The following is a 26,617-nucleotide window of genomic DNA, read 5'->3' on the forward strand; positions in this document are numbered from 1 at the left end:
ATAGCTTGCCGCCCATGCCGCAGGCACACGAACTGATCTGTGCCGGCCGGGTGGTGGCCCGCTACGTCTGGGAGCCCGACCTGCCGGCCACCCTCTCGCCCCGTCCCTACCTGCACCCGGTCACCACGCTCGGCGGGACCACGGTCACCGCCTTCATGCCCGACGACCACCGGCACCACCTCGGCGCGAGCATCGCCGTGCCGGTGCTCAACGACGCCAACTTCTGGGGCGGGCGCACCTACCTGCGCGATCACGGCCCGGTCCAGCTCGACGACCACGGCAGCCAGCGCCATTCCCGCTGGTTGCACCGCTCCGGGAACCGCCTGGTCCAGGAGCTGCACTGGCTCGGCCGCAACGGTCACGTCCTGGCCCGCGAGGAGCGCACGCTCACCGCGACACCGGTCACCGGCTCATCCTGGATGCTGCGCGTCGACTACACCCTGAGCAGCGCGGACTCCGTCCCGCTGACCATCCACAGCCCCGCGGTCCGCGGCCGGGCCGGAGCCGGATACGGGGGATTCTTCTGGCGCGCTCCGTCCGCTGAGCACATCCGGACCATCGGGGCCGCGCACGGAAGCCGCGACCCCTGGGTGGCGCTCGGCACCACCACGTGGACCCTCGTCTTCCACACCGGCGGGGACGGTGATCCGTGGTTCGTCCGCGCCGCCGACTACGCCGGGGTCTGCGCGGCCATCGCCTGGGACCGGCCGCTGGTCATCCCGCCCGGCGAGGTCTTCACCCGCCGGGTGAGCGTGATCGTCGCCGACGGTCCGCCGACCCCGGAGACGACCGCCCACGCGATCGCGGCGGCCGCCTCGTGAGCGCGCCGTGGACCCCGGACACCGGCGATGGGCGTTATCGGAACCCGGTGCTCTTCGCCGACTGGTCGGATCCGGACGTGATCCGGGTCGGCGACGACTACTGGATGACCGCGTCCAGCTTCCACCGGGTGCCCGGCCTGCCGATCCTGCACTCGCGTGACCTGGTCGGCTGGCGGATCGTCGGGCACGCGCTGAGCAGGCTCGTCCCCGAGGAGCACTACGCGGTCCCGCGCCCCGGCTGCGGCGTCTGGGCCCCCGCGCTGCGCTTCCACGACGGCCGGTTCTGGATCTTCTACCCCGACCCGGACTTCGGCATCTACGTGATCACGGCCGATCACCCGGCCGGTCCGTGGAGCCCGCCGCGCCTGATCCTTCCCGGTCGTGGGCTGATCGACCCGTGCCCGCTCTGGGACGCCGACGGCCGCGCCTACCTGGTGCACGCCTGGGCCCGCAGCCGCTGCGGCTTCAACAACAAGCTCTTCGCGTACGAGTTCGGCCCGGGTTTCGACGCCCCGCCCGGCAACGCGGTGCTCCTGGTCGACGGCGACGCGATCCGCGGCTGCCGGACCCTGGAGGGCCCGAAGTGGTATCGCCGCGACGGCTGGTACTGGCTCTTCGCCCCGGGCGGCGGGGTGGCGCACGGCTGGCAGTACGCGATGCGCTCCCGCCACGTCTTCGGCCCCTACGAGCCCCGGATCGTGCTGTCCCAGGGCGAGACCCCGGTCAACGGCCCGCACCAGGGCGCGTGGGTCGACGACTGGTTCGTGCACTTCCAGGACCGGGGCGCCTTCGGCCGGGTGGTCCACCTGCAGCCGCTGCGCTGGAACGCCGACGGCTGGCCGGTGATCGGTGACGGCGGGACTCCGGTGCCCACTCACCGGAAACCGGCGGCCCCGCCCGCCGCCCCGGCACCCACCGCCCCTCCCCGCACGCCCACCGCCCCTCCCCGCACGCCAACCGCCCCTAACAGCACGCCCGCGATCCCTTCCCGCACGCCCGCGATCCCTCCCCGCACGCCCGCGATCCCTCCCCGCACGCCCGCGAGCAGCGACGACTTCGCGGACGGCCGTCCCGGGCCGCAGTGGACGTGGGCGGGGAATCCGGCGCAGGGGTGGCTTCTCCCCGCTGCGAACGGGCTGCGGCTGGCGTGTGTGCCGGGTGACGAGGATCTGCGGGCGGTGCCCCACCTGCTCGGGCAGCGACTCAGCGGGCCCCGGTCACGGGTGGAGACCAGTGTCCGGCTGCGGGCTCCCGACGGGGCGAGGGCGGGACTGGTGGTGTGCGGTCACGCGTACGCGGAGATCGGCCTGGAACAACGGCCCGGCGGCCAGTGTCTGGTCCTGATCGTGGCGGAGGCCGACGGCAAGCCGGAGACCACGGTGAGCGCGCCGATCGGGGACGCCACCACCGTGCGGCTCGCGGTGACCGTCGGCGAGGACGCGGTGGCCAGGTTCGCGGCCGACACCGGGACGGGATGGCGCGCGATCGGCCGCCCGTTCACCGCGACCCCGGGCGGCTGGATCGGCGCCACCGTCGGCCTCGTCGCGACCGGGGACGGCACCGGATCCGCCGACTTCGGGGCGGTCACCGTGGTGGCGCCCGGGCCACTATCCTGGCAGCCGTGACCGGTGACGCCACGGCAGTCCTGCGTCTCGCCGGCCGTCCCGTCGCCGAGTACGCCTGGCGCCCCGACCTGCCCGCCGCCCTCGCCCCACGGCCGTACCTGCACCCGGTGCGCACGCTCGCCGGAACCCCGGTGACCGAGCTGATGCCCGCCTCGCACCGGCACCACCTGGGCGTGAGTGTCGCGGTGGCCGAAGTGGACGGCGCGAACTTCTGGGGCGGCCGCACCTTCCTGCCGGGTCACGGCCCGGCGTGGCTGGACAATCAGGGGACGCAGCATCACCAGCGCTGGCTCCGCCGCACCGACGAGGAGCTGAGCCACACGCTGCACTGGACCAGCGCGTCCGGCGAGACCCTGCTGACCGAGCGCCGCGACCTGACCGCCCGGCTCCTCGGGGAGGACGCGTGGGCGCTCGGTTTCGGGTTCACGCTGACCAACGCGACCGGCCGCGAGCTGGCGATCCGCAGTCCGGCGGTGCACGGCCGGACCGGCGCGGGCTTCGGCGGCTTCTTCTGGCGCGCGCCGTCCGGGCCGGGCGGCCGCCGTGACGTCGCCCCGGACGCGCACGGTGGCCACGCGCCGTGGCTGAGCGTGGGCGGGGACGGCTGGACGTTGCTCTTCGTGGCCGCGACACCGGCGACCCGGGGTGACCGCTGGTTCGTGCGTACCCGGGACTACCTCGGCGTGGGCTCCTCGCTCTCCTGGGACACGCCGCTGATCCTCCCCCCGGGAGAGAGCCTCCGCCGCGAGGTGGTCACGGTGATCGCCGACGGCGACCTGGCACCCGGCGCGATCGCCGCCCACGTGGCCGTGATCGCCCCATGACGCGGCCCGCCTATCGGGTCGCGCCGAGCATCGACACCCCGATCCGGCAGGACAGCCTGCGCGCGCACAACCTGATCCTGACGTTCCGCCAGATCGTCGGCGCCCGGCACGCACCGATCTCCCGCAGCGAGCTGGCCGTCGCCACCGGCCTGACCCGCCCCACGATCTCGCGGATCGTGGACGAACTGCTCGCCGCCGGCCTGATCGTGGAGGCCGGCCCGGCCCGATCGGGCAGCAGCGGACGCCCCCGGGTCGGCCTGAACCTCGCCCGCACCGGTCCCGCGGGTCTGGGCCTGGACCTCCGCGCCGACTCGCTCTCCGCCTGCGTGGTCGACCTGACCGGAACCGTTCGCCGCCTGGTGTTCCGCCCACTCCCCTGTTTCGACCCGCCCTCGGTCCTCGACGGCCTGGCCACCATGGCGTCGGAGGCCGTGGCCGCCGCCGCGGCGGAGAACCTGACCGTCGTGGGCGCCACGGTCGCCGTCCCGGGCCCGGTCCGTGGCGGGGTGGCGCAGTTCGCTCCGGTCCTGGGCTGGCGCAGCGTCGACATCTCCGGATTTTTCTCGAAGAATGTGGATAAAATACCGGTCACCGTCGAGAACGACGCCCGGCTCGCCGCCCTGGCCGAGCTCTACGCCGGCTCCCCCGACCTGCGGAACTTCGTCTGCGTCAGCGGCGAATTCGACATCGGCACCGGCATCGTCCGCGACGGCGTCCCGCTCCCCGGCATCCCCGGACACCTGGGCCACGTCACGGTGGACCGCGCCGGCCCGCCGTGCCCGTGCGGCTCGACGGGCTGCCTCCAGGGCCTGGCCGGCCTCCGCTCCCTCCTCGCCGCCACGTCATCGGCCAGCGTGGCCCCGGCGGTGACTCTCGATTCCCTGGCATCGGACGGCGACCCCGCCGTACTGACCGCTCTGGATCAGGCCGCCACCGCCCTCGGCGTCGCCCTGGCGAACCTGGTCAACCTGGTCGGCACCGACACGGTCCTGCTCGGCGGCAGCTACTCCCTGCTCGCCTCCTGGCTGACCGAGGGCGTCTCCCGCGAACTCTCCGCCCGGGTGCTGACCGCCGCCTGGTCCCCGATCGAGGTCCGCCCGGCCCCGCTGGGCCCGGACGCCGCGGTGATCGGCGCCGCCCTGAGCGCCGTCGATACCATCCGCCGCGACCCCAACCGCTGGCTGGCCCGCGCCTGACCCGATACCGCGTGGCCGCCTGACCTCATCCCGCTGACAGGTCGCTCCACCATGCGGCGAGCTGCCTGTCGCTGAAGGTGAACCACCAGATCCAGGGAAGCTTCCTCAGCAGTTCCTGGAGACCCGACGTAGCCAACTCACCGATCACGTCTCGCAGGTCCGAGCGACGAGACCACACCGGCCCCGAAGACGCTGGTCTCACCGTCGCCACAGACCAGCCACCGCAATCGGACGTACGATCTCTGCGCCGCACCGAGATCCTCGGCCCGAAGTCCCCGGATGGCGTCCCGGATCTCGGCGAGGGCACCGAGATCCGGAAGCGCCCCCGCCCACACGATGTCGTCGAGCGCCACCGGCCCCGGGGAGAGCGCACCGACCGCGGCACGAACGTCGAAGTCAGGCAACCACTTCCGGTCCTCCTCGTCCGGCTCCCAGTCCCCATCTGCCACGACGCGTCCTCCTCGCCACCCGATCGTTCAAGCTCGTTTACAGCGAGGCCCGGCGGCGCGACATCCCGGGGCGCTCCTCGATGAACCGGGCAGAGCTGGAGAAGGCTCTCGCCCGGTGACGGCTCAGGAGAGGTCGGTGATGACGACGCGGGCGGTCTTGCCGTCCTTCAGGGACTCGTATCCGGCGTCGATCTCGCCGAGCGCGATCTCCCGGGAGACCAGGTCGTCCAGGTTCATCCGGCCCTGCAGGTACATCGAGGCGTAGTACGGGATGTCGCGCTTGAGGTTCGACGAGCCCATGTAGACGCCCTGGACCTTCTGCGAGCTGCTCAGCGCGACCAGGGCGCTCACCTCGACCCCGGCGTCCATCGCGCCGACGCCGATCAGGTACAGCCCGCCGCCGCGGCCGAGCATCTGGAAGCCCTGCGCGGTGACCGGACGGGCACCGACGAAGTCGAAGACGTGGTCCGCCCCGCCGCCGGTGATCTCCCGGACCGCCTCGACCGGGTCGGTGCCGCGCGAGTTGACCACGTGGGTCGCGCCGAACGCCTTCGCCCGGTCCAGCTTGGCGTCCTCGATATCGGTCACGATGATCTGGCCGGCGCCGGCCAGGCGCGCACCGCTGACCGCGTTCATCCCGACGCCGCCCGCGCCGATCACCACGACGGTCTCGCCCTGCTGGACGTTCGCACTGTTCAGGACCGCACCCGCGCCGGTGAGCACGCCGCAGCCGATCAGCGCGGCGGGTGCCCACGGCATCTCGGACGGGACCACCGCGAGCTGGTTCTCGTGGACCAGCGTCTCCTGCGCGAAGCCGCCGAGGCCCATGCCCTGCGCGACCGGCGCGCCGTTCCAGGAGATCCGCGAACCCCCGTCGGCACCGCGCAGCGTGGCCTCGGGGTTCGAGCAGATGTACGTCCGGCCGCTCAGACAGTTCACGCAGGCGCCGCAGTACTGGATCAGGCTGCCGACGACGTGGTCGCCGACCTTGACCTGGGTCACCTGCGGGCCGATCTCGGTCACCACGCCGGCCACCTCGTGACCCAGCACGACCGGGAACTCACCGCCGATGAAGGTGGCGACGCTCAGGTCGGAGTGGCAGAGCCCGGACGCTTTGACCTCGACGCGTACCTCGTGCCCGACCGGGGCGGCGAGGTCCACCTCCTCGACGACGAAACCCTGCCCGAGCCCCTTGGTTACGGATGCCTTCATGAGCGTGCTTCTTTCCAACGCGAAAAAGTTGATGAAGGGCCGGCCGACCTGACGTCGAGTGTTGCACCGAGATGACGAAAAGAAAAGAGACACGTGTCGGTTAGCCCAGCTCAGAGCGATGGTGTACGCTTCCCGCGTGGCTGCGGAAGCTCTTGACGTACGCGCGCGCCGCACCCGCGACGCGCTGCGGGAGGCCGTGTTGCGGCTCGCCTCGGAGCTCCCGGTCGAGCAGATCGCGGTCGCCGACCTGGTCCGCACCGCGAAGATCAACCGGACCACGTTCTACAAGCACGCGGCCAGCCCCGCCGAGGTCCTGGAGCAGGTCCTCTACGCCGACCTGGACCGCCTGCGCGCCAACTGGCTCACCAGCGTCCTCGACGAGCACCTGCCCGCCGACCAGATCTGGGAACGCTCGACCGGCGAACTCGCCGCACACCTGGAACGTTTCGACGGCGTCTACACGACCGGCCTGGTCGGCCACCGCAGCGCGGTCCTGCACCGCCTGCTCACCGACCACTTCGCCGCGTCCGCCCGGGCCCTGCTGGAGCGCGCGCCGGAACTGCTCCCGGACGGCGCCGGCTCCCCGCAGTGGCGCGCCACGGCGTACAGCGCCTTCATCGCGCACGGCCAGACCGGCATCGTCGAGGCCTGGCTGACCGAGAGCCGCCCCCGCGACCGCCACCTGCTGATCACGGCGGTCGCGGGGATGCTCCCGACCTGGCTGACCGCTACCACCCCACCGGCGCGTTGACCACACCGGACCGGAACGCGTCGCGCTCGACGTCGTAGCCGAACACCGGGTCCCGCGTCAGCAGTACGCACTTGCGGAGGCTCCGGCCGAGAGTCACGACGACACCGGCCAGCATCCTCCGGTGATCGCGACCCGGCAGGCGGCGAAGGTCGAGGTCGAAGGTGATGCGGTCGATCCGATCCGCCCGGACGACCATCACCACCGAGTCACCGCGCCCGGGGAAGAGCTTGAGCTCGGCACCGGCAGCACCGGAGGAGGCCAGGATCTCCGCCAACGTCCGGCGGGTCGGAGCCGGCCGGCCGTCCACCAGGAGGCCCTTGGGCCAGCGGAGGTCATCCACGAGTCGCCACCAGTCGGAGGCGCCGGTATCGGGCACGTGAAGGTCCACCCGCGCACCGGCCTCCACACGGAGTTCATCGCTGCGCAGCGCGCCGGGCCGCGACGTCGCCGGAGGAGGGCGAACGGCGACGCGGTCGAGGTCCGCGAGATGGCGCAACTGCTCGTCCACCGTCACGACGAGGCCCGGTGGAGCGGGATCCAGGAGATCGACCACCGGTGGCGAGCCCTCGGATTCCCGGGGTACGCCGCGCAGGTAGCCCTGCCGGCCGTCGCTGAAGGAGGCCAACTGCCCCGAGGGCCACACGTCGCGGCGGGCCCCCTGACAGCAGAGGAGCAGGTCACGCTCCTCCAGACGCCGCCGCAGGGCGACCAGACAGGCCAGCAGGTCGAAACCGGAGAACGCCTCCGCCGCCGCTTCCCCACGCACGACGAGGATCGTCGTGGTATCGCCGGCGGAGGCGCCTCCGGCCGAACTCACCAGGAGCGTGATCGGCGCGGTCGCTCCCCGGTCGTCCACGGTCTCCAGGTGATGAACATCGGCCACTCCCCCATCTTCCGCTACAGCGCCACCGGGGGCAGGATCCGGCCGGTGACCTCGCCGAGGTCGATCAGGGTGCCGGCCGGGCCCGGGGCGACCGCGGAGATGCGGACCTCGTCGCCGTCCTCCAGGAAGGTGCGGGTGCTGCCGTCGGCCAGTTTGATCGGCTCCTGGCCGTTCCAGCTCAGCTCCATCAGGCAGCCGCGCTCGCCCGGCTCCGGGCCGCTCACCGTGCCGGACGCGAACAGGTCGCCGGTGCGCACCGAGGCTCCGTTGATCGTCATGTGGGCCAGCATCTGCGCGGGGGTCCAGTACATCGTGGAGAACGGCGGGCGGGCGATCACCTCGCCGTTGACCGCGATCTCCAGCCGGATGTCCAGCCCCCAGCCGCCGTCCTCGCTGCGCAGATAGCCGGCGGGCAGCGGGTCCTGCGCCGGCGGCGTGATCTTGGCGAGCCGCAGTTCGGAGAGGGGGACGATCCACGGCGAGATCGACGTCGCGAACGACTTGCCGAGGAACGGGCCGAGAGGGACGTACTCGAAAGCCTGAATGTCCCTGGCGGACCAGTCGTTGACCAGGCAGACACCGAAGACGTGCTCCTCGATGTCGTCCGGGCGGACCGGATGGCCCCACATCGAGCCGGTCCCGACGACGAAGCCGACCTCGGCCTCGATGTCCAGCCGGCGGGTCGGGCCGAAAGCGCCGTCGCGTCCCAGTCCGTGCGGGCGCGCGATCGGCGTACCGGAGAGAATGATCGTGCCGGAACGCCCGTGATAAGCGATGGGGAGGCTCTTCCAATTCGCCGCCAGGGGCGGTGAATCCGGGCGCAGAATGCGGCCGATGTTCGAGGCGTGGTGCTCACTGGCGTAGAAGTCGACATAGTCGCCGACGCTGAACGGCAGGTGCGGCCGGACCCGGTCGAGCGGAATCGTGTCCCAGGTACGCCGGTTGACCGCGTCGTTCACCTCCCGCCATTTCGCGCGGCCCTGCGCGAGGAATCCGTTGAGCGAGGGCGCGTCGAACACCGGATCGCCGAGGGCGGCGGCCAGATCGACGACGCCGCCGTCGATCCGCGCGCCGACGCGGGGCATCCCGCCGGAATGGGAGAAGACACCGTAGGCGAGGGTCATCGCGCACCTCCACCAAGGAGCCCGAGCGCCACCAGATCGGCGATCGGCTCGACGATGCTGCACGTTCCGAAGGAGGTGAAAACCGCGCGGGCCGCATCCCATCGCCCGGCGGCGGTCACCTGATCGACCAGGTGGACGACCTGCTCGGCGGAGCGTTCGGCGAGCAGAGCGGCGAGGTCGGCACGGTTCGCGCCCTGCAGCGCGGCGTCGGTGGCGAGCAGGATGTTGAGGAAACCGTGCTGCTGTCCGGCGCGGATCGCGTGGTGGAGTCCGGCCGTGCATTTGAAGGCCAGATCCCGGTCCACCGCGTCCCGGATCGCGCCGGCCAGAGCGGTGTCGGAGGGCGCCGGACCGGTCCGGAACTTCGCCCGGATCCGGGTGCCGGCCAGCGCGTCGAGATCGTCCCACGGCAATTCTAAATAACCCGGCACATTGTCCGGCAGGTGCTTCTCGAGTGCCCGTGCCGCGTCGGTCGGATTCATCCCGCCGGGCACCGGCATCTCCACCGCGCGCAGTTCCCGTGCCTGCCGTTGCACCTGCGGCAGCGATTCCGGCCCGTCCCGCAGAATCAGCGAGACCGGCAACGGCACCGCACCGGCCCGATCGGCCGGGCAGACGAATGGCCCGACCAGGGCGGAATACCACGATTGTCGATGTGCCCGATGCGCAGGAATCGCCTCGGCCAGCGGCAGATTCCCGGGCGGAAAGAGCGCTGCGTCGTCGAAGAGCCCTTCAAAAATCCCCATGACCCCATGTCATCGGACCGATACACGGCGGGGCAACGCCGCCGCGCGGGCCTGGTACTTCTGTCCTCCCGGCGGCGCCGAAAGCCGACGGGCGCTGGACAGATTGCCCAACATCACACCTCCGGCACACAGCTGCACCCCGCGCAATGATTGCACGCCGTGCAATGATGGGGGCATGCCAGCATCCGAGGACCTCCGGGAGCGCCGGCGCCGCCAGACCGAGCGTGAGATCCACGCCGCGGCGCTGCGTCTCGCCACCGAGCACGGCTTCGACCACCTCACGGTCGACATGATCAGTGCCGAGGCGGGCATCTCCCGGCGGACCTTCTTCAACTACTTCGCCAGCAAGGAGGCGGCGATCGTCGCCGGGCCGCGCATCCTGCCGGCCGAGGCCCTCGCCGCCTTCCTCGCCGTCGAGTCCAGCGAACCGGTCCGGGTGCTGCGCGACCTCGGCGCCCTGCTGCTGAGCGAGATGACCGCGAACCTCCCCGACCGGGACGACCTGCGCGCGGTCTTCGCCCTGGCCGAGGCGCACACCAGCGTCCTCGCCGCGCTGCTCTCCTCGTTCGACCGGTTCGAGCACGAGGTCGCCGACGCCGCCGCCCGGCGGCTCGGGGTGCCGCCCGGCACCGAACTGCCCGCCCTGCTGGCCTGCGTCGCGATCGCCCCGATGCGGGTCGGCCTGCACCGCTGGTCGCTCGGCGACGCCGTCGACCCCCAACCACAGGTAGAGCGCACCGTCGCGCTCCTGCACGACCTTCTCGCCCCTGGAGACACCCCTTGACTTCCACCGCCCACGAACGAGAGACACCCCCGCACTTCGGGCTGATATTCGCCGGCCTGATGCTCACCATGCTGCTGTCGTCGCTGGACCAGACGATCGTCAGCACCGCGCTGCCCACCATCGTCGGCGAGCTCAACGGCGTGCAGCACATGGCCTGGGTGACCACGGCGTACATCCTGGCCGCCACCATCTCGATGCCGGTCTACGGCCGCCTCGGCGACCTGATCGGCCGCAAGACCCTCTTCCTGGCCGGCATCTCGATCTTCCTGATCGGCTCGACGGTGGCCGGTCTGGCCCAGGACATGGCGATGCTGATCATCGGCCGCGGCATCCAGGGCCTGGGCGGCGGCGGTCTGATGATCATCTCGCAGGCGATCATCGCGGACCTGGTCCCGCCGCGGCAGCGCGCCAAGTACATGGCCCCGATCGGCGCCGTCTTCGGCCTCTCCGCGGTCGCCGGACCGCTGCTCGGCGGCTGGTTCACCGACAGCATCGGCTGGCGCTGGGCGTTCTGGATCAACCTGCCCACCGGTCTCGCCGCGCTCGCGGTCTGCGCCGTCGTGCTGCGCCTGCCCCGCAAGGCCGCCCAGGTCAGCTTCGACTACCTCGGCTTCGCGCTGATGGCGATCGCGGTCACCTGCACCGTGCTGGTCGCCGACTGGGGCGGCACGGAATACGCCTGGACCTCCGCGACGCTGCTGATCACCGCGGCCGCCGGGGTGCTCGCCTGGGTGCTCTTCTTCGTGGTGCAGGCGAAGGTCAAGGAGCCGCTGATCCCGCTCCGCCTGTTCCGCAGCAGGATCTTCAACATGGCCACCCTGATCGGCATGGTGGTGATCGGCGTCGGCATGTTCGCCGTGGTCGGCTACCTCCCGACGTACCTGCAGATGGTCTACGGCGTCAGCGCCACCGAGTCCGGCCTACTGCTGATCCCGATGGTGGTCGGCATCATGTCCACCGCGATCCCGTCCGGCAACCTGATGAGCCGCACCGGCCGCTACAAGATCTTCCCGATCATCGGTACGGTCCTGGTCGGCGTCTCCGCGGCCCTGCTCTCCACCCTCGACGTGGAGAGCGCGATCGCCCTGGTCTGCGTCTACGTCGCGATCCTCGGCGCCGGCATGGGCCTGATGTTCCAGACCCTGGTGCTGGCCGTGCAGAACGACTTCCCCTCCTCCGACGTCGGCACCGCCACCTCGGCGAACAACTTCTTCCGCGAGATCGGCGCCACCCTCGGCACCGCGGCGGTCGGCGCGATCTTCACCCACCGCCTCACCGACCAGCTCGCCAGCCGCCTCGACGCGTCCGCCTCGGCCACCGTCGGCGACACCGACTCGCTCACCCCGGCGATCGTGCACGGCCTGCCCAGCCAGGTCCAGGACGCGATCATCCAGGCGTACCAGCACGCCCTGACCCCGGTCTTCCTCTACCTGCTGCCGCTCTTCGCCGGCGGCCTGATCCTGGCCCTCTTCCTCCCGGAGAAGGAGCTCGCCGCCACCAACACCGCCGGCTCCTCCGCCGAGGAGACCCCCATCCCGGTCCACTGACCCTCACCCGCATCGTGACCCGCCGGCTTCTGCCGGCGGGTCCCTCCGCTTCTCCGGTACGCCCTCCGTCAGGCGGCGCGCGCCCGGTCCAGCACCTCCTCGGCGGTCGGCGGGCTCTTCGGGTGGTGGCTGAGGCAGAGCGGGGTGCGCAGCTTCGCGAACGGCCGGCCCTCCAGCGCCACGTAGAACTCGCCGCTGCGCAGCTGGGAGATGTCCGGCACGTCGCCACCCTTGGCCCGGGCCATCTCCCGCGCCGCCTCGATCTGCACCGGTGCGTTCATCAGCCCGTACGCCTGGGTGGCCGCGTTGCCGGGGATCTGGTTGTGCAGCCCCTTCGGCGACTGGGTGGCGAAGACCAGGCCGAGGCCGTACTTGCGGGCCTGCGACGCCAGCGACAGCGTGCTGCGAGTGCAGGCGGTCATCGCCCCGGACGGCGCGAGCGTCTGCGCCTCGTCCATCACGAAGAGCCCGCCGAGCGGCCGGTCCCCCGCCGGGTTCCGCTTCACCCAGGCGAAGAGCGCCATCTGCAGCTGGTTGACGAAGCTCTGCCGCTGCTCCTCCGAGGGCAGCCCGATCATGCTGATCACCGACACCCGGGCCCGCTTCCCCACCCGCGGCCGCAGCAGCTCACCCGGGTCGATCGCCTCCCCGAGCCCACCGAACAGCGGATCGATCACGGTCGCCGCCTTCAGCGCCTGCCCCAGCTCGTCGGCGATCTTCACCGCACTGTCACCAAAGCTCGTCGCGTACGGTGGAAGCTCCTCCAGAAGCTCGATGAGTCCGCCGAGGCGGGTCTCGCGATACCGCCGCGCGTAGTGGACCAGGGCCTCCTTGAGGACGGCCCGCCCCTGCTCCGCCTTGCGCGTCTTCCCGTCCACCTTGGCCCGCGGCGCCAGCGTGGCGAGCGCCGCGTCGATCGCCATCTCGAACTCGTCCGGATCATCCCGCAGCTCGTGGAACGCGGGCAGCGGCTGGAAGCTGATCGGCCGCCCGGCGGCGCGGCGCGGCGTGTAGACCACGACGTCGGTGTGCTCGACGTACTCCCGGGCCCGGGCCTGATCACGATCGGTCCAGGTGGCCGGCGGCTCGGGCCAGGGTTCACCGAGCCGGGCCAGGTCGTTGTTCGGGTCCAGCACGATCGACGAGACGCCCTGCAGCGCACACTCCTCGATGATCCGCCGCAGCAGCACGGTCTTCCCGGACCCGGAGCCCGCGAAGATCGCGGTGTGCTTCCGCAGCGCCTCCAGCTCGACGGCGACGGTCTCCCCCGACCCGAACGCCACCCCGAGCCCGAAGCGCGGCCCGGTAACCTCCGGCTCTTCCTCCGGCAGCTTCTCCTCTTCCGGCAGCTTCCCTTCTTCCGGCTGCTTCTCTTCTAAAGGTGCGATCCGCGGCGACGGCAGATCCACCGCCGCCTCGGCCAGCGCCTCCCGCAGCAGGTCGATCCCGTGCGCCGGCTGCCGGGCGACGAGCCAGGCCTGCCACTCCCGCGGCGGCCGGACCATCAACGCCCGCAGCGCCGACAGCGTCCGCAGGTCCTGTTCGCCGACCGCGAGCCGGCGCCCACCGGCGTCCTCGAACGCCCGCGCCGCGACCCGGGTCTTCGGGCCGCCGGAGAAGTCGCCGTTGCGCAGCACGAAGAGCTTCCGGTGGGAGACGCCACCGGCCAGTCCGGACTCGGTCCCGGCGACGCGCAGCCGGTTCAGGACCGCGGTCGCGTGGTACTCGTCCGAGATCCCGCGGAAGCCCCAGTGCGCCTCCTCCTCGGTCTCGTCGTCGATCACCCGGCGCAGCCGGGCGTGCAGCGCCGGTTTGGTGCTCGGCGGCGGGTCCTGCTCGAAGTGCTTCCCCGCGTCGCCCAGCTCGATGATCCAGGCCTCCAGCCCGGCGGCGAGCAGCGCGGGCAGCCGCTCGTCCTCGGTGTACTTCCCCAGCACCCCGGAGACGTCGGCGGCGGCCCGGAGCTCGGCGAACCGGGCGTCGATCGCGGCCAGCTCATCGGGCGGCGGCGGGCTCACCGGCAGCGGGGGCACCTGCTCCTCCGGCTCACGCCGCAGCTCGGCGAGCTCACGGACCACGCCCTGCGCCACGCAGCCCTGCAGGTGCGCGACGACGGTCTGCAGCAGTTCCCGGGGCATGAAGTCCATCGCGTCGTCGAAGGCCTCCGCCCGGATCGGCCAGGTCGGGTAGGGCGGGGTGAACGCCATCGCCGCGTAGTGCGGCGCCAGCCGCTTCGCCACCAGGTCCCGGCCGACCGCCGGGCTGGGGATCCGCCCGAGGTTCTGCTGCGCGACGAACCGGTCCTGCACCGCCGCGATCGCGTACGTCTTGATCACCTCCCAGCTGGCGGGCTGGGCGGCCACCACGGTGAGTGTCCGGGAGGTCCGCTCGCGCAGGTCCATCAGCCCGTTGGCCACCTGGTCGAGGAGGAGGGAGTCCTGCCACTCCGCGGTCTGGCCGCCCCTCATCGCCTTCGCCATCGGCGCCAGCACGCCGTCGATCTGGTCGACCGCGATGATCGACGGCCCGGTCAGCGCGAGCAGCCGGGACAGGTCGCCGACCACCCGCTCGGGCCGGTACTCGCCGCGCGGCAGCCCCCACTGGGCGCGCTCACCCGGCTCGCACTCCTCACCGGAGAGCAGGAAGTTGCTGCCGACCTCCTGCGCCGCGAAGTCGCCCGCGTTGAACATGGCCAGCGCCCGGGCGGTGTTCCGGCAGTCCAGCGCCGTCTTCGCGTCGAACTGGTGCAGCTGCGCGAGGAAGGCGGTGAGCGCGGCCTTGTCCAGCGGCTCGTCGCCGACCACGGCCTGCCGCGCCGCGAACGGCACCCCGATCAGCAGCGTCAGCCGGCGCAGGAAGGCCTTCAGCTGGGTCTCGTACCCCGGCACCTGCCGGGTCAGCCCGTCCAGCATCGACACCGCGACGCTCTCCCAGAACTGGGCCCCGTCCAGGAGGCTGACCAGGAAGAAGTAGCCGTCGTGCCGCTGCACCTGCGCCCGGACCCAGCCCAGCAGGTGGGTCTTCCCGGAACCCCGCTGGCCCTGCACCACGATGCCGACCGGGCTGGACCCCGCGCTGTTGCGGGCGTCGTCGATCGCCTCGATGATCGTCGCCGCGACATCGCCGTTCAGCGTGTCCACGTGCGAGGGCGACTCGCGCCACACGTCGTCCCGGGTCGGCGTGACGCTGATCCGGACCGTCGACAGGGCCTTGAGGGCGGCCTCGCTCACAGGTCCTCGATCGCCAGGACGTGCTGGTCGCGGTTCCCGATGACGACCGCGGCCGCCCGGTCGCGCGGCTCCAGCGCCTTCTGGTTGGTCTCCTCCTCGATCCGGACGCCGGGCAGCCGGGTCATCAGCCGCAGCACGCCGTCGACCTCGGCCCGCCCGAGTCCACCCAGTTCGTCCCGCAGGTCGGCCAGCCCGACCCAGTCGCCGTTCGGCTTCGCCAGGCTCCGGTAGGCCCGCCGGATGCTCTTCTCGATCTCGTCGGCCGGCGTGACCGCCACGGCGACCTCGGCCTGTCCGGTCGCCTCGGGCTGCGGCCCGGTCGCCTCGGGTTGCCCGCCGAAGACCTGCGCGAGGCTGCGGCCGGTCCGTTCCAGATACTGGTCCAGCCCCCCGAACAACGCGTACAGCGCCTGCCCCGCGGCACCCGCCGCGCGGGGCACCTCGCGGTTCTTCAGCTCCTCGCGGCACCAGGCCCAGCCGCCGTCGGCGAGGGAGAAGAAATATGCGCCCCGTTCGCCTTTACGGCTTTCGATCAGCTTCGCGTCGACCAGCTTCAGACGATCCTTACCGGTCAGCCTCAGGCCGGGCGCGTATTCCTTCTCGATCTGCGGATTGGAGAGCTCGCCATTCCGGGACATCAGGATGAACAGCAGCGCGCGCTCCGGCACGGAGAGCTTGACGTCAGTCATGCAGAACCCTTTCATATCGCCCGGTACGTCGACCGGAGAGGAATTCACGAATCTGCGCCAGGACCAGTTCGCGGTGACCGGTCACCTGGTCGTTGGTGAACCGCAGGACGGCGTATCCGGCGAGCTGGAGCAGCACGTCCCGCTGGCGGTCGCTCGCGTAGTGGTCCGCGGCCCGGTGCTCCGCCCCGTCGATCTCGACGACGAGCCGTTCCGGGCGCCAGACCAGGTCGAGACGGACCGGGTTGACCAGGGGATGCACCTGGTGGTGCCGGTTCCACTCGCGCCCGGCGGCCCACTCGGCGGCGGCGAGCGCCGCCTCCAGCGCCCGTTCCGCCTCGCTGGCCGGGTGCGGCCGCCCGGCCAGCGCCGGATACCTGATCCCCGTCGGCGCCGGATGGGTGATCCCGGCCGGCGCCGGTTCCCGGCGACCGCCATGGACCGGCCTGGCGTGCGCCGGGGGCTCGCCTGGCGATGGCGGGGCCGGGACATTGTCGACAGTGTCCGCCGCGTGCAGCGGTTCGCCGGTGAACCAGATGCCGAAACCGCCGCTGTCGGTCAGCCAGCGGGCCGCCGCGACCAGCGCGGACTCCTGCACCTCGGTCAGACCGGCGGGCACCCGGACGAGGATCACCGTGCTCCGGCGGCCGTAGCTCGCCGCGATCACCCGGGACAGCTCGCGCGCGCGGATCTCCCGGTTGAAGCGAGCCCGGGGAAGCGTCGCCGCGGACCCGTACCCGCAGAGAAAGCGCAGGGAACGCTCCGCGAGGTCGGCCAGGAACGGCCCGAACCGCCCACTGTGGCGGGCCGAGCGCAGCGCGATGGACCGCACCGCGACCGTGCCCGCACCGGCGGCGCTGTCGATCGGCGCGGCCGCCGGGAGCCAGGCCGGAAAGAGCTCGCGCGCGGCCCGGTCCAGCCGGCCGAGCAGATCGGCGACGACCGCGGCCGCCCGTTCCGCGCCGTCCGCGTAATAGGTGATCACCGCGGGCGCATCGGGTGGCGCCGCGCCGATCAATTCCGCGATCGCGCCCGCATCGGATTCCGCAATCCTGATAGGCCGATCGACGGGGAGATCATTCCAGGCGCGCGCCACACTCGAGTCCCTTTTTACGTGACCGGAGACTCGATTTTGCTGTTTCGGACCGACGAAGGACAACGGCGACACGTACGCCCGATGGTGCCGGACTCGCGCGAAAGTCAATCCGCCCGGACGCTTCCGACCATCCTCGCCATTCTGCTAAGGACAATGTCAGGAACGGCCGGTGACCGCCTGATCGATCAGTCCATCCACGAGTGCCCGCAGCCCCCGCCGGTACGTGTCCCGCGCGGCCAGCTCCGGCCACCGCTCGCCGATCGCGGCCATGTTCGGCGTCCGCTCGGCGCTGAACCGGGCGAAGTCGACGTCCTGATAGGGCGGCCGCCGCCCATCCGTGCGCGTCCTGCTGACCGGTCTCGTCCTCTTCGGCCTCTCCTCGCTCGCCGGCGGCTTCGCGCAGAGCCCCGGGGAGCTGGTCGCCGCCCGCGCCGTTCAGGGCCTCGGCGCCGCGGGCCTGGCCCCGGCCGCGCTGGCCCTGCTCACCGCCACCTTCCCGGCCGGTCGCCCGCGGGTCCGCGCCTTCGGTGTCTGGGCCGCCACCAACGCCGCCGGTGGCGCCCTCGGCGTCCTGATCGGCGGCGTCCTCACGCAGTACGCGGGCTGGCGCTGGGTGATGTTCGTCAGCGTCCCGATGTCCGCGATCGCCCTGGCCCTGGCCTGGCGCGCGGTCCCCGCCGACCGCCCGGTCGCCCCCACCGCCCGCCCCGACGTGCTCGGCGGCGTGCTCGGCACCGGAGGCATGTCCCTGCTGGTCTTCGGCATCGTCCGCACCGACCGGCACGCCTGGGCGTCCGCCACCACGCTGACCACCCTCGCCGTCGCCGTGGCCCTGCTCGCCGCCTTCCTCGCCGTCGAGCGCCGCACCACCCGCGACCCGCTGATCCGTCCCGGTCTGCTCGCCGGCCGCTCGGTCGCCGGGGCGAACGCGTACAACCTGCTGGCCGGGGCGGCGATGGCCGCGTCGTTCTACTTCTGTTCGCTCTACCTGCAGCGGGTCCTCGCCGTCGGCCCGGCCCGGACCGGCCTGATGTTCCTGCCCTTCGCCCTCGGCGTGGTCGCCGGCTCCGTCCTCGCCATCCGCCTCGGCTACCGTCTCGCCCCGCGCACGCTGCTGATCGGGGGCGCGCTCCTGACCGCGGCGGGCTTCCTCTGGTTCGGCCGGATCAGCCCCTACGGCACGTTCCTCACCGACGTCCTCGGCCCGTCCCTGCTCGCCAGCACCGGCTTCGGCCTCTGCCTGGGCCCGGTCGTCGCCACCGCCACGGCCGGCGTCCCCGCCCACGAGTCCGGCACCGCCTCGGGCCTGCTCAACGCCGCCCGCCAGATCGGCGCCTCCCTGGGACTGGCCGTCCTCGGCACGGCCGCCCAGCACCGCACCGCCGGCATCACGCCGCTCTCCCCCACCCCAGAGTCCCTCACCTCGGGTTACGCCCTCGGCCTCACCCTCAGCGCCGCCCTCCTGCTCGCCGCCGCGGCCATCGCGGTCACCGTCCTCCCCCGCCACCCGGTCCCCGCCGGCTCACGACGCCCCGTCCCGCAACGCACTGCTCCGTGACACCGACGGCACCCTCGTCGAGCTGGTCACCAAGCGCTCCTGACCAACGCTCCCGCACTGCGCGGCACCGCCCGAACGGGCCCGCAGATGGGCCCGGCAGACGACGGTGGGCGGGCCCGAGGGCCCGCCCACCGTGTGAAACGACCTGCTCAGGACGGGAGCCACTTCTCCCAGACGGTGCGGTTCGCCTCGAGCCACTTCTCGGCGGCCTGGTCGGCGGTCATCTTCTTCTCGGTCATGTCGCGGGCGACCTCGTTCTGGTCCGCGTTGGTCCAGGTGAAGTTCTTCAGCAGCGTGGCGGCGGGGGTGCCGGAGTCCACGAACGCCTTGCGGCCCACCTTGTCGAGGTCGTACGGCTGGTAGTCGCACTCGACCTTCTCCGCGTCGGCGTCGCAGCCGGGGCGGTAGAGCGGCAGCGGGATGTGCACCAGCTTGATCTCGGAGAGCAGCCACTGCGGCTCGTAGAAGTACCCGATCAGCGGGGTCTTCTCCGCCTGCGCCTTGCGGAACGCGGCGATGAGCTTGTCCTCGCTGCCCGCGTAGACCACCGTGAAGTCGAGGCCGAGGTTGTCGATCAGCGTCGCGTCGTTGGTGACGAAGGACGGGTCGCCGGCGAGGAACTGGCCCTTGTCGCCCGACTTCTCGGTGCGGAACAGGCTGGCGTAGTCGTTGAGCTTCTTGTAGTCGGTGATGTCGGGGTACGTCTTCGCCATCCACGGCGGGACGTACCAGCCGATCACGCCCTTGTTGCCGGTGAGGCCCAGCTCGACCGCGACCTTCTGGTCGTCGATGTACTTCTTGCGCAGGTCGTCGTGGCCCCAGGTCTCCAGGATCACGTCGACGGTGCCGTCGGCGAGACCGGCCCACGAGTCGGCCTCGGTCAGGTCCTTGGCGTCGACGGTGCAGCCGAGCTTCTCCCGCAGCAGGTAGCTGACCACGGCGACGTTGGCGGCGTACCCGGACCAGGGGTTGACCGCGATCTGCACCGTCCCGCAGGCCGTGGCCGCGCCGGCGGTGGCGCCCGGAGCCGGGGTGATCGCAGCCTCGGTGCCCGAGCAGCCCGCGAGGGTGAGGGCGGCGAGCCCCGCAACCAGAAAACGTTTCACCAGATCGACCCCGCCCGCTCACGGTTCGCCCGCTTGGCGAGGACCTCCTCGGTGAGCGCCACCAGGACGCTCTTGACCGACTCCCGCTGCCGCGCGTCGCACTCGACCAGCGGGGTGCGGTCGTCGATGCCCAAGGCGTCGCGCACCTCCTCGAGGTGGAACCGCTGCCCACCCGGGAAGTGGTTGATGCCGATGATGAAGGGGATCTCGTGCTCCTCGAAGTAGTCGATCGCCGGGAAGCAGTCCTCGATCCGCCGCGTGTCGACCAGCACGATCGCGCCGAGCGCGCCGTCCACCAGGTCGTCCCAGAGGAAGGCGAACCGGTCCTGGCCGGGCGTGCCGAAGAGGTACAGCAGCAGCGAGTCGTCCAGGGTGATCCGGCCGAAGTCGAGTGCGACGGTGGTGGTGGTCTTGTTGGCTACCGCCGAGGTGTCGTCGATGCCGATCGACCGTTCGGTCATCTCTGCCTCGGTGACCAGCGGCTCGATCTCGGAGATGGCACCCACGAAGGTGGTCTTGCCGACGCCGAAGCCGCCGCTGATCACGATCTTGACAGCGACGGGGTGCAGCTCCCTGCTAGAGCGCCCTGACACGGTCCCTGATCCTTTCGATCAAACTGGTGGAGAGCACCTCAGGCTGTTTCTGGATGCTGAGGTAGCCCTGGGTGACCAGGTCACCGATGATGACCCGGGCGACGCCGAGCGGCACTTTGAGTGCCACGGCGATGTCCGCGACCGACATCGGTGCCTGAGCGAGTTCGACGATCCGACGTGACTCGAAGCGCAACGGCGCCGAGAGCGCGGCCGGGGCCGCGTGCAACAGCGTCTCGATCCTCAGGTCGTCGTGCAGCGGCTGGGTACGCCCACCGGTCAGCATGAACGGCCGGATGACCGGGTCCTCGTCCAGGTCGCCGTGCAACCCGGACGAGGGCCGGTGCGAGCCGGCGTACGGATACGTCGGTTCGCTCATCGCGGCAGGTACTGCCGGGACTCCGCGATCAGAGCCGGAGTAAGGAGGTCACCGAAGCGTTCGGTGAGCAGCGAGATCTCGTAGCCCACCAGTCCCAGGTCCGCCTCGCTCCCGGCGACCACGCCGAGGCAGCTGCCCCCCGCGATCACCGAGACCAGCAGGAAGCCCCGGCGCATCTCGATCATGATGAGTTTCAGGCCGTCGAAGTCGTACCGGCGGGAGGCGCTGCGCGCCAGGCTCGCCATGCTGGAGACGATCGCGGCCAGCTGGTCCGCCTCGGCCCGGTTCAACCCGTCCGAGCTGGCGATCAGCAGACCGTCGGAGGAGACCGCTACGGCGTCCCGGACCCCGTCGGTCTGGTGCACGAAGTTGCCGAGCAGCCAGTTGAATTGGTGCCGGTCAGCCGACGTGTCAACGCTCATCATTCTTCTTTCCATGTGGTGCCGGGGAGGGGGCCATTGCCATGCTGAGGATCATTGGAGTCCGGCGGACTCGGCGTTGCCACGGTCGATGCCGGCCCGCAGGGCGGTGAGCCGGTTACGGATCGCGTCCGGCGAGTCGGTGACCAGCGCGGACTTCTCCGTCTTGTCGACCTTGGCAGCCGGGGCGGTGCCTGCTCCGGCTCCGGCGCGGCGGTTGCGCGGCGTCCGTTTCTTCAGACCGTTGGCGGTACGCTCGGCGTCGTCGTCCGCCCCCGTGAACGGTTCGACCACGACGTACTCGATGGCGGTGGTGCTGAGCGGCCGGTCCACCGCGCGGGTCTGCGACGCGGCCGTCAGGATCGGCATCTGCCCCGACGGCAGGCGCAGCGGGCGGGTCGGCTCGGTCAGCGCCGAGGTCACCTTCCGCGGGCTCTGCCGCGACGGGGCGGGGGCTGCGGGTGCCGGGGCGATCGCCGGTGCCTCGGAGAGCAGCTCGGCCGGGAGCATGATCCGTGCGGTCACACCGGTCACCGGCGACGGGGTCAGCTGGACCGAGATGCCCATCTGCATCGCCAGGCGGCCGACCACGTAGTGGCCGAGGAACCGGGCCGGTGCGGTGATGAAGTCGCCCTCGCCGCGGAGCCGCTCGTTCGCCTTCTCCATGTCCGAGGTGCTCATGCCGATGCCCTGGTCACTCACCGCAATCAGGTAGCCGCCGCCGATCATCCGGCCGTGGATCTCCACGTCCATGTCCGGCGGGGAGAACGCGAGACCGTTCTCGATCAGCTCGGCGAGCATGTGCGCGACACCGCTGACCACCGCGCCGGCGACCATGGTGTCGTCCACCCGGCGCAGCGTGACCCGGCGGTACTCCTCGACCTCGGAGACCGCGGCCCGGATCACGTCGGAGACGTTCAGCGGCTCGGAGAGCTGCCGCGGGCTGGCCGCACCGACCAGGACCAGCAGGCTCTCCGCGTTGCGCCGCATGCGGGTGGCGAGGTGGTCGAGCTCGAAGAGGTTCGCCAGGCCGGTCGGGTTGGACTCCTCCCGCTCCAGCTTGGTGATGAAGCCGAGCTGGCGGCGGAGCAGGTTCTGGTTGCGGCGGCCCAGGTTGGCGAGCGACTCGGCCGTGGTACGCCGCAGCACCGCCTGCTCGGTCGCCAGCTCGTACGCCGTCGCCTGCACCCGGTCGAACGCGTCCGCGACCAGCCGGACCTCGTCACTCGCGCGCCGGTCCACGTCGACCGGCGGCGGGGGTGCCGTGCCGTCCCCGCTGGCCGCACGGGCGACCGCCTCGGGCAGCTGCTCGGTGGCGAGCCGGTTCGCCTCGCCGGCCAGCGCGTCGAGCGGCCGGGCCACCGACCGGGACGCGACCGAGGCCAGGTAGACCGAGCCGGCCAGACAGAGCAGCACCGCGCCGATCAGGACGCCCATGCGCAGGGTGGCCTCGTCCTCCAGGGTGGCCGCCCGGGCCTTGATCACCGAGCCGACGTGCTGCTCCAGGGTGAGCATGTCGTCCAGCACCGTGGTCAGCGCGGACCACCAGGACTGCGGGTTGACCTGCAGGTACTTGCCGTCACCGGAGCCCAGGGCGACCTGCTCGAAGTACGCGGCCTCGCGGGCGGCACCGGTGTCCAGCACGTAGTTCTTGGCGGTGTTCTCGCTGCTGGTGGCGTACCGGCTGAACGCGGTGAGCGCGGCGTCCTTGGTCGAGCGCATCGTCACGAACTGCAGGAACTCGCCGCTCTGGAAACCGCTCGCGGAGAAGACGCCGTTGAGGAACGCCCGCTCCTGGGCGGAGGCCTCCTTGGCGTCGCCGAGCGCGTCCAGCGCCGCGACACCCCGGCGCAGCTCGCCGTCGGAGACGCTGTCCAGGCCGAAGTCGATGTCGCTGAGCGTGGCGATCCGCTCGGTGTAGAAGGTGAAGGTGGCCGCGCGGGCGCCGGAGCCGGTGTCCGTTCCGGCACGTACGCCGGAGAGGCCGTCCAGCTCGCTGACCGCCTTCGACACCCGGTCCTCGACGGTCCCGCCGCCGTCGACCAGCTTCTCCACGGCCTCGCGCTTGGTGTCCACCCGGACCCGGGCCGGCGCCAGCTCGGCGCGGAAGCCCTCGTTGCCGCCGAGGAGACCGGCGGTCAGGCCACGCTCGGTCTGCAGCTCCTGGACCAGGTCCTGGACGGCGAGGTCGATGGTGACGGCCTTCGCGGTGGCCGAGGCGGAACGGTAGTTCTGCACCTCACTGACGGCCACGATGGCCAGCAGTACCAGGGTGGTCGCGACGGGCAGGGCGAGCGTACGCACGACGCGCCGACGGATCGTGCCACCGGACCGGCGGGCCCGGGCACGCTTACCGTTCACCGGAGCCGGTGGGCTGTCGCCGTCCGGCCCGGATTGCTCGGCGCCGCCATCGTGGACGGTCAAGCGATCACTCCTGAAAGTCAACGGTGATGAGCCGGTACACCGGAGAATCCGTCTCGGTGAACCGGACAGTGGCTGAAAATGAGCAGCCGCGTCCCCGCACGCGGCAGCGCCGGCCGGAAGTGGATCTCGCTCCGAACCGCCGGGTAAGGATCTTCCTAAAGACCGATTCGGTCAATACGCACGGCCGGAATTTACGTTAGTGCAACTTGGTGGCGACCACCTTGCGTGTCCGGTTTGGACTACGCCATGTAACCGTCCGGCGTGGGAGCGTTTCCATGAAACAGGGTTGTTTACTGTTCGCTCCATATTCGCCACATGACCCACCCATCGTCGTGCGACAATCCGCCAGGCCGGTAGCCTGCTCCGGCGTGGCGCGCGCCACCGCCCACCGCGGCTCACGCTTCCCTTTCCGGCACGCCGAGAGCACCTACCGTCGTCTATCGGCGCAGCCTGCCCGCAATTCTCCGGCGTACCGATTCGGCCCACGGCACACTGACCGTTGATAGAACACGCTCATCAGACTTTCGGACCCACCCCGCCACTCACCGCCACGCACCGACCCACCACCACTCAGACGCCCCCACCGCCGCCCCACCGCCACCGCTCCCCGCCGCCGCCACTCCCCCGCCGCCGCCATTCCCCACCACCGCGCTCCCGGCCTCGACATGGGCACCCCCACGCGCAGATCGAATATCGCGAATCGGTTCGGATCTTGGCAGAGCACCGCGCAAAGAAGGGCTCGCCCCCACCACGGGAGCCTCCCTCCCATCGAATTGCCACTGTGGACTAACTCAACGAAGCCGGATTGTCACTCACGGCGAGAAGTCGACCGAGTGCGGCCGATACATTCTTGACGGTCGATGTGTTGCCGGGGTTCGATGGCCGGGGAATGAAACCTTTTAACCCGTCCTCCAACACCGAGGAGAACGATGCGCCCGCCCCTGATCCTCGCCGTCACCCTCGCCACCGTGGGAACCCTCATCACCGCGGGAGCCGCCATGCCCTCGCCCGCGGCCGCCTCCGGGGGCGGTGAGCCACCGCGGATCCCGGTCACCTGCGACGGGGTCGCGCCGATCGTCTGTCACGCCGACGTGGAGCCCGGTGACTACGACGTGTCCGTCGTGCTCGGGAGCGCCGACGCCACCGCCTCCACCGCGGTGCGCGCCGAGGCCCGGCGGATGATGGTCGCCGAGGTCGCCACCGGCGCCGGGCGGTTCGCCCACCGTCACTTCACCGTCAACGTACGCGAACCGGAGGGCGAGCCGACCAAGACCACGTCCGGGACGCCCGGGCTGACGCTCACCTTCACCGGGGCGGCTCCCGCGGTGCAGGACATCCGGGTGCGCCCGGCGAAACCGCACACGCCGATGCTCTACCTGGCCGGCGACTCGACCGTCTGTGATCAGGACACCTTCCCGTACACCGGGTGGGGGCAGGCGATACCGCAGCACCTGGCCGGGATCACCGTGGCGAACTACGCGGACTCCGGGGAGAGCTCCGGTTCGTTCCTGGCGAATCCGCTGCTCTTCGACACGATGGCGCCGCTGCTGGCCCCCGGTGACGTGGTGGTGCTGCAGTTCGGGCACAACGACAAGCAGACGACCGCCGAGGACTACCGCGCGAACCTGGCCGCGCTGGTCGCCGGGGTTCGCGAACGGCACGCCCGGCCGATCCTGGTCAGCCCGCCGGTACGCCGGCTGTTCGCGAGCGACGGGACGCTGACCCCGACGGCGCTGCACGTCAACGGGCTCGGGGTGGATCTCCCGGCGGAGATGCGGGCGGTCGCGACCGAACTCGACGTGCCCTACGTCGATCTCACGGCGGCGAGCGCGGCGCTGGTGACGGGGCTCGGGCCGGACGCCTCCCAGCAGCTCTACCTCTATCAGGAGCTGAAGGACAACACCCACTTCTCCGAGTACGGCGCGGACGTCATCGGCCGGCTGGTGCTGGACGGTATCGGGCCGCTGCTCCGGCCGTACGTTAAGCAAAGATTTTGATCTTGAGGGGTTGGCCGACACGCATCGGAAACCCCTCATATGCCACTCTGGGGACCGAACATGACCTGGAGGGGACATGGCCCGACGCGTCTTCCTGCACATCGGTGCGCCGAAGACCGGCAGTACCTACGTGCAGAACGTGCTCTGGAACAACAGTGACGCGCTCCAGCGCGCCGGCATCCTGTTGCCCGGCACACGGTCGGCGCACGACCAGGCCATGACCGATCTGCGCCAGGTGTCGTGGCGCGACCCGAACGCCACCTGGACCTGGGACCAGCTGGCCGCGAAGGCCGCGAAGTGGCACGGCGACGTGATCATCACGAACGAGGCTCTCGGCGGCGCCACGCCGGAACAGGCCGCCCGCGGGGTGGCGGCGATGGCGCCGGCCGAGGTGCACGTCGTGGTGGCCGGGCGTGATCTCTGGCGCACGCTGCCCTCGATGTGGCAGCAGAGCATCCGCGAACGGCGCAGCTGGACGTTCGAGACGTTCCTGCGCGACGTGGAGAGCGGGCGGTTCGAGACGTTCTGGGAGATCCACACGCCGAACCGGATGTTCCGCAAGTGGGGCGACCTGGTCGCCCCGGATCAGCGGCACCTGATCACGGTGCCGCCGCCCGGGGCGCCGCACGACACGCTCTGGCAGCGCTTCGCCGCGGTGATCGGCATCCCGGACGGCGTCTGCGAGATGGCCGCGCCGACCGCGAACCCGTCGCTCGGCGCGGCCGAGATCGAGGTGCTGCGGCGGGTGAACGGGGCGCTCGGCGAGAAGTACCCGGTGCGGACGCCGTACCAGAAGGTGGTGCAGCGCCACCTGGTCAACGCGGTCCTGAAGAAGCGCCGCAACGAGACGCGCTTCAGCGTCGGGCAGGACCGGGCCGCCTGGGTCCGCGACCTCGCCGAACAGCAGATCAAGGAGCTGCGCGACTACCCCTGCCACATCGTCGGCGACCTGACCGACCTGCGACCGGGCGAGATGGCCGCGTCGCCGTCCCCCTCCCCGGACGAGCTGGACGAGAAGCAGGTCCTGCAGGCCGCCATCGAGACCATCGTCGCCATGCTCGGCCACGCCGACGACCTGAGCCAGACCGGCGAGGTGGGCTACGACGCGGTCTTCACCCGCGCCAAACAGGACATCAAGCGCGGCCTGCGCCGCGTCACCCGGCGGTAGCC

23 protein-coding genes are annotated in these 26,617 nt (G+C 71.4%); 10 read left to right on the top strand and 13 right to left on the bottom strand.

Features of this window, described 5'->3' with window-relative positions:
• The first annotated feature begins 14 nt into the window (after window positions 1-14).
• From AB0M08_RS36810 to AB0M08_RS36825, 4 genes are read left to right on the top strand one after another with little or no spacing between them, the layout of a single operon-like run.
• On the top strand, window positions 15-821 hold the full coding sequence (locus AB0M08_RS36810; protein ID WP_364503985.1) for a DUF6807 family protein: 807 nt from the start codon (window positions 15-17) through the stop codon (window positions 819-821).
• Window positions 818-2,446 carry a glycoside hydrolase 43 family protein gene (locus tag AB0M08_RS36815; RefSeq protein WP_364503988.1) on the top strand — a complete coding sequence of 543 codons (1,629 nt, stop codon included), beginning with the start codon at window positions 818-820 and terminating at the stop codon, window positions 2,444-2,446. The genes AB0M08_RS36810 and AB0M08_RS36815 overlap by 4 nt, the downstream gene beginning before the upstream one ends.
• Window positions 2,443-3,270, top strand: coding sequence for a PmoA family protein (locus AB0M08_RS36820; protein ID WP_364503992.1), 828 nt, complete (start codon window positions 2,443-2,445; stop codon window positions 3,268-3,270). The genes AB0M08_RS36815 and AB0M08_RS36820 overlap by 4 nt, the downstream gene beginning before the upstream one ends.
• Window positions 3,267-4,466 (top strand): ROK family transcriptional regulator, encoded by a 1,200-nt coding sequence (locus AB0M08_RS36825; protein WP_364503995.1) that lies wholly within the window; start codon window positions 3,267-3,269, stop codon window positions 4,464-4,466. Before AB0M08_RS36820 ends, AB0M08_RS36825 begins: the two co-directional genes overlap by 4 nt.
• 137 nt (window positions 4,467-4,603) lie before the next feature.
• Here the strand turns inward: AB0M08_RS36825 and AB0M08_RS36830 are convergent, their stop codons facing one another.
• The gene (locus AB0M08_RS36830) at window positions 4,604-4,915 is read right to left on the bottom strand and encodes a hypothetical protein (RefSeq protein ID WP_364503998.1); all 312 of its coding nucleotides are present in this window, start codon (window positions 4,913-4,915) and stop codon (window positions 4,604-4,606) included.
• 123 nt (window positions 4,916-5,038) lie between these two features.
• Window positions 5,039-6,127, bottom strand: coding sequence for a zinc-binding dehydrogenase (locus AB0M08_RS36835; protein ID WP_364504001.1), 1,089 nt, complete (start codon window positions 6,125-6,127; stop codon window positions 5,039-5,041).
• 136 nt (window positions 6,128-6,263) lie between these two features.
• On the opposite strand from AB0M08_RS36835, the gene AB0M08_RS36840 reads away from it, so the two are divergent.
• Window positions 6,264-6,878 carry a hypothetical protein gene (locus tag AB0M08_RS36840; RefSeq protein ID WP_364504004.1) on the top strand — a complete coding sequence of 205 codons (615 nt, stop codon included), beginning with the start codon at window positions 6,264-6,266 and terminating at the stop codon, window positions 6,876-6,878.
• Here the strand turns inward: AB0M08_RS36840 and AB0M08_RS36845 are convergent.
• Genes AB0M08_RS36845 through AB0M08_RS36855 form a run of 3 tightly spaced genes read right to left on the bottom strand, consistent with a single transcriptional unit; the run spans window position 6,856 to window position 9,631 of the window.
• Window positions 6,856-7,761, bottom strand: a complete 906-nt coding sequence (locus AB0M08_RS36845; RefSeq protein WP_364504007.1) for a hypothetical protein — start codon at window positions 7,759-7,761, stop codon at window positions 6,856-6,858. The two genes, AB0M08_RS36840 and AB0M08_RS36845, sit on opposite strands and share 23 nt — an antisense overlap.
• 14 nt (window positions 7,762-7,775) lie before the next feature.
• On the bottom strand, window positions 7,776-8,885 hold the full coding sequence (locus tag AB0M08_RS36850; RefSeq protein ID WP_364504010.1) for a fumarylacetoacetate hydrolase family protein: 1,110 nt from the start codon (window positions 8,883-8,885) through the stop codon (window positions 7,776-7,778).
• On the bottom strand, window positions 8,882-9,631 hold the full coding sequence (locus AB0M08_RS36855) for a hypothetical protein (RefSeq protein WP_364504013.1): 750 nt from the start codon (window positions 9,629-9,631) through the stop codon (window positions 8,882-8,884). The genes AB0M08_RS36850 and AB0M08_RS36855 overlap by 4 nt, the downstream gene beginning before the upstream one ends.
• A 175-nt stretch (window positions 9,632-9,806) precedes the next feature.
• Between AB0M08_RS36855 and AB0M08_RS36860 the strand changes: the two genes are divergently transcribed.
• Together AB0M08_RS36860 and AB0M08_RS36865 are read left to right on the top strand one after the other, a co-directional pair.
• Window positions 9,807-10,415, top strand: coding sequence for a TetR family transcriptional regulator (locus AB0M08_RS36860; protein ID WP_364504015.1), 609 nt, complete (start codon window positions 9,807-9,809; stop codon window positions 10,413-10,415).
• A complete protein-coding gene (locus AB0M08_RS36865) occupies window positions 10,412-11,962 on the top strand; it encodes an MDR family MFS transporter (RefSeq protein ID WP_364504018.1) in 1,551 nt (516 codons plus the stop codon). The genes AB0M08_RS36860 and AB0M08_RS36865 overlap by 4 nt, the downstream gene beginning before the upstream one ends.
• A 68-nt stretch (window positions 11,963-12,030) precedes the next feature.
• Here AB0M08_RS36865 and AB0M08_RS36870 read toward each other — a convergent pair whose 3' ends face one another.
• The 3 genes from AB0M08_RS36870 to AB0M08_RS36880 are packed head-to-tail and all read right to left on the bottom strand — an operon-like array spanning window position 12,031 to window position 16,863.
• Window positions 12,031-15,192, bottom strand: a complete 3,162-nt coding sequence (locus AB0M08_RS36870; protein WP_364504021.1) for a DUF87 domain-containing protein — start codon at window positions 15,190-15,192, stop codon at window positions 12,031-12,033.
• Window positions 15,189-15,881 (bottom strand): hypothetical protein, encoded by a 693-nt coding sequence (locus tag AB0M08_RS36875; protein ID WP_364504024.1) that lies wholly within the window; start codon window positions 15,879-15,881, stop codon window positions 15,189-15,191. The genes AB0M08_RS36870 and AB0M08_RS36875 overlap by 4 nt, the downstream gene beginning before the upstream one ends.
• Window positions 15,874-16,863, bottom strand: coding sequence for a DUF559 domain-containing protein (locus AB0M08_RS36880; RefSeq protein ID WP_364504026.1), 990 nt, complete (start codon window positions 16,861-16,863; stop codon window positions 15,874-15,876). Before AB0M08_RS36880 ends, AB0M08_RS36875 begins: the two co-directional genes overlap by 8 nt.
• 448 nt (window positions 16,864-17,311) lie before the next feature.
• On the opposite strand from AB0M08_RS36880, the gene AB0M08_RS36885 reads away from it, so the two are divergent.
• On the top strand, window positions 17,312-18,532 hold the full coding sequence (locus tag AB0M08_RS36885) for an MFS transporter (RefSeq protein ID WP_364504029.1): 1,221 nt from the start codon (window positions 17,312-17,314) through the stop codon (window positions 18,530-18,532).
• 149 nt (window positions 18,533-18,681) lie between these two features.
• Here AB0M08_RS36885 and AB0M08_RS36890 read toward each other — a convergent pair whose 3' ends face one another.
• From AB0M08_RS36890 to AB0M08_RS36910, 5 genes are all read right to left on the bottom strand, one after another.
• Complete coding sequence (locus tag AB0M08_RS36890; protein ID WP_364504083.1) at window positions 18,682-19,569, bottom strand: ABC transporter substrate-binding protein; 888 nt, start codon at window positions 19,567-19,569, stop codon at window positions 18,682-18,684.
• A 65-nt stretch (window positions 19,570-19,634) separates the two neighbouring features.
• Complete coding sequence (locus tag AB0M08_RS36895) at window positions 19,635-20,231, bottom strand: ATP/GTP-binding protein (protein ID WP_364504032.1); 597 nt, start codon at window positions 20,229-20,231, stop codon at window positions 19,635-19,637.
• Complete coding sequence (locus tag AB0M08_RS36900; RefSeq protein WP_364504035.1) at window positions 20,215-20,607, bottom strand: DUF742 domain-containing protein; 393 nt, start codon at window positions 20,605-20,607, stop codon at window positions 20,215-20,217. The genes AB0M08_RS36895 and AB0M08_RS36900 overlap by 17 nt, the downstream gene beginning before the upstream one ends.
• A complete protein-coding gene (locus AB0M08_RS36905; RefSeq protein WP_364504086.1) occupies window positions 20,604-21,029 on the bottom strand; it encodes a roadblock/LC7 domain-containing protein in 426 nt (141 codons plus the stop codon). Before AB0M08_RS36905 ends, AB0M08_RS36900 begins: the two co-directional genes overlap by 4 nt.
• Window positions 21,030-21,080: 51 nt before the next feature.
• On the bottom strand, window positions 21,081-23,450 hold the full coding sequence (locus AB0M08_RS36910) for a nitrate- and nitrite sensing domain-containing protein (protein WP_364504038.1): 2,370 nt from the start codon (window positions 23,448-23,450) through the stop codon (window positions 21,081-21,083).
• A 929-nt stretch (window positions 23,451-24,379) separates the two neighbouring features.
• Here AB0M08_RS36910 and AB0M08_RS36915 point away from each other — a divergent pair.
• Together AB0M08_RS36915 and AB0M08_RS36920 are read left to right on the top strand one after the other, a co-directional pair.
• Complete coding sequence (locus AB0M08_RS36915) at window positions 24,380-25,447, top strand: rhamnogalacturonan acetylesterase (RefSeq protein WP_364504041.1); 1,068 nt, start codon at window positions 24,380-24,382, stop codon at window positions 25,445-25,447.
• Window positions 25,448-25,523: 76 nt separating this feature from the next.
• A complete protein-coding gene (locus AB0M08_RS36920) occupies window positions 25,524-26,615 on the top strand; it encodes a hypothetical protein (protein ID WP_364504044.1) in 1,092 nt (363 codons plus the stop codon).
• Window positions 26,616-26,617: the final 2 nt, after the last annotated feature.

This window comes from Actinoplanes sp. NPDC051851 (assembly GCF_040681165.1).
GTDB lineage: Bacteria > Actinomycetota > Actinomycetes > Mycobacteriales > Micromonosporaceae > Actinoplanes.

What these genes read in the sequence shown, in the direction of transcription:
- AB0M08_RS36810 (WP_364503985.1), top strand. Translation starts at nt 15, where the DNA reads ATGCCGCAGGCACACGAACTGATCTGTGCCGGCCGGGTGGTGGCCCGC.
- AB0M08_RS36875 (WP_364504024.1), bottom strand. Translation starts at nt 15,881, where the DNA reads ATGACTGACGTCAAGCTCTCCGTGCCGGAGCGCGCGCTGCTGTTCATC.
- AB0M08_RS36835 (WP_364504001.1), bottom strand. Translation starts at nt 6,127, where the DNA reads ATGAAGGCATCCGTAACCAAGGGGCTCGGGCAGGGTTTCGTCGTCGAG.
- AB0M08_RS36900 (WP_364504035.1), bottom strand. Translation starts at nt 20,607, where the DNA reads ATGAGCGAACCGACGTATCCGTACGCCGGCTCGCACCGGCCCTCGTCC.
- AB0M08_RS36915 (WP_364504041.1), top strand. Translation starts at nt 24,380, where the DNA reads ATGCGCCCGCCCCTGATCCTCGCCGTCACCCTCGCCACCGTGGGAACC.
- AB0M08_RS36855 (WP_364504013.1), bottom strand. Translation starts at nt 9,631, where the DNA reads ATGGGGATTTTTGAAGGGCTCTTCGACGACGCAGCGCTCTTTCCGCCC.
- AB0M08_RS36920 (WP_364504044.1), top strand. Translation starts at nt 25,524, where the DNA reads ATGGCCCGACGCGTCTTCCTGCACATCGGTGCGCCGAAGACCGGCAGT.
- AB0M08_RS36850 (WP_364504010.1), bottom strand. Translation starts at nt 8,885, where the DNA reads ATGACCCTCGCCTACGGTGTCTTCTCCCATTCCGGCGGGATGCCCCGC.
- AB0M08_RS36825 (WP_364503995.1), top strand. Translation starts at nt 3,267, where the DNA reads ATGACGCGGCCCGCCTATCGGGTCGCGCCGAGCATCGACACCCCGATC.
- AB0M08_RS36860 (WP_364504015.1), top strand. Translation starts at nt 9,807, where the DNA reads ATGCCAGCATCCGAGGACCTCCGGGAGCGCCGGCGCCGCCAGACCGAG.
- AB0M08_RS36905 (WP_364504086.1), bottom strand. Translation starts at nt 21,029, where the DNA reads ATGAGCGTTGACACGTCGGCTGACCGGCACCAATTCAACTGGCTGCTC.